This is a genomic window from Nocardia cyriacigeorgica NBRC 100375 (assembly GCF_000308555.1).
GTDB classification, from domain to species: Bacteria; Actinomycetota; Actinomycetes; order Mycobacteriales; family Mycobacteriaceae; genus Nocardia; species Nocardia cyriacigeorgica.
In genome coordinates, this window is record NZ_BAFY01000150.1 from 1 (window position 1) to 2,146 (window position 2,146).

3 protein-coding genes are annotated in these 2,146 nt (G+C 67.7%); 1 reads left to right on the plus strand and 2 read right to left on the minus strand.

Annotated elements, in window-relative coordinates; translation table 11 throughout:
* Positions 1-739: coiled-coil domain-containing protein (locus RJ05_RS14530; RefSeq protein ID WP_036537741.1), on the minus strand; the 739-nt coding region annotated here is incomplete at its 3' end.
* A gap of 281 nt (positions 740-1,020) precedes the next feature.
* Positions 1,021-1,602 carry an Rv1476 family membrane protein gene (locus RJ05_RS14535; protein ID WP_228789723.1) on the minus strand — a complete coding sequence of 194 codons (582 nt, stop codon included), beginning with the start codon at positions 1,600-1,602 and terminating at the stop codon, positions 1,021-1,023.
* 297 nt (positions 1,603-1,899) lie between these two features.
* Between RJ05_RS14535 and RJ05_RS14540 the strand changes: the two genes are divergently transcribed.
* Positions 1,900-2,146, plus strand: a 247-nt coding sequence (locus RJ05_RS14540) for a hypothetical protein (protein ID WP_036537740.1), incomplete at its 3' end; no start/stop codon positions are given.

The window sequence follows — 2,146 nt, forward strand, 5'->3', positions numbered from 1 at the left end:
GGCGGGCCTGCGCATCGGCGCGCTGGCGGAGCAGATCATCGCGTACCGCGGTCTGCTGGTTCAGTTCCGCGGTCGCGGCGCTGACGGCGGCTTCGGCGGCGGTCTTCTTCTGTTCGGCGTCGGCGGCCGCGGCGTCGGCAGCGGTCTTGGCCTGGCGGGCGGAGGCGTTCTTGTTGCCCTGATCGATCTGGGCGCGGCGCAGGCCGTCCATCACCTGCTGCTGATTCTTGGTGACCAGGCCGATGATCTGCGCGCGGTCGAGCGCGGCGTCGGGATCGGCGGCCGAGAGGTAGGTCATCATCGTGCCGGTGCCAGGCCGGGTGTAGGCCTGGGTGGCGAATTCGTCGAAGTTGGTGCGGGCCTGCTCTACTCGCGTGCCCGCGTCGGAGAGTTCGCGCTGGGTGGTGGCCACCAGGTCGGCGGCGGCGTCGGCGGCATCGCGGGCGTTCTGCAGATCGACCAGCGCCTTGTTGACCTGCTCGCGCCGCAGCGCGACCGCATCGTCGAGTTGGCGCACCTGTTCGTCGACGGCCGCGACCTGATTGATCAGCAGACCCACCTGGCCGATGCCTGCGTCGACGCGTGCTCCGGCGTCGGCGAGTTCGCCGTCGCTCGGATTCGGCGGGGGCGGCGGCACGGCGGTCGACGGTGCGCCGGTGACGACGATAGCCGCCGCAACCAGCAAACCGAGAGCGATCGACAGCGGACGACGACGGCCTGGCCCTCGCATGTTGCGCATCGCACCTCCAGATGATCCGACTGCGGCGTGGCATCACGAGCACCAGCCGACCCAAGGAGCACTGTGGTCGGCAAATTGCCCTGTCAACACTCTTTCCCCAACAGCGATCATTCGAACCGTACGACACTTGCGTCACGTCCGGAACTACAGCGACGGAATCACAGACACGTAATTTGCGCTTTGCTCGAAATTAGCCGGATATGACACAGGGTTCGCCCCTGGAAAACAAACCGACCGTCAGGAAACAAGCCGCGGATCGAGATACGAGCCGAGCGAAAGGCTCAGGCGGACGCCGACACCGATTCGTCGGCGGAGTCGGGCGCAGCGCTTGCCGCACGACGACGCTTGACCCAGTAGAGCCCGCCGACGGCGGCCACGGTGCCGGCCAGCAGCACACTGGTGAATCCGGTCCACGGCACCGATTCCGGCTGTTGCAGCCGGTCGGCGAAGATCTGCACGGCCTCTTCGGACTTGCCGCCCTTCCACTTCGCGGCGTCCTCGGCCCATTCCAGGTGCACCCGGCTGATCGAATCGCTGTAGGTGCCCATCCAGTCGTCGCTGAAGACCGCGACAGTGCCGTGCTGGAACTTGCCGACCTCGGTCGCCAGATCGCGCAGGCTCGAGTCGTGCCACGGATTGCCCTGCACCACGACCACGCTCAGCGGAATCCCGTCGGCGCGCGCCTGGGCCACGATGGCGGCCAGCTCGGACTGATCCTTGCCCGCGGGCGCGGCGACGCCGTCGTCGGCGAGGTCCGCGCGGATCTCGCCAAGGTCGGTGTTCTCCGGCAGCCCGGTGGGGACGAGGGTAAAAGCCCAGGTGTGCGAGACGGTCATCTTCCATCCGGTCTTGTCGAGCCGCATCGGCACGCGAGGCGACGGGGTCTCCTACACTGCGGATGAGCACGCCGAAGGGGCCGTCCGTCCGGACCGGCCGCCCCGACAGCTCACGTGGCACAGTACGCGACGCAGTGTCGCATCGGCGCCACGCGCCACGCCGACCGGCGCCGCAACGACGCCCCGGCGCGTTCATAGGACAAGCGTACTGTTAGAGTCGAAGGCGCGAGGAACCGGCACCGTACGGTGCGGGCAGCCCTCCGAAGACGTAGGCCGTCGGCACAGCCCCGCCGACGGCAACCCTCACAGATGAGTGGAGCTGACGTGACGACAAGTATCGATACTTTCGGCGCCAAAGGCACCCTCGAGGTCGGAAGCAACTCCTACGAGATCTTCCGGCTCTCGGCCGTGCCCGGCACCGAAAAACTCCCCTACGCACTGAAAGTCCTCGCGGAGAACCTGCTGCGCACCGAGGACGGCGCCAACATCACCGCCGACCACATCCGCGCGATCGCCAACTGGGACCCCTCGGCCGAGCCGAACGTCGAGATCCAGTTCACCCCCGCCCGCG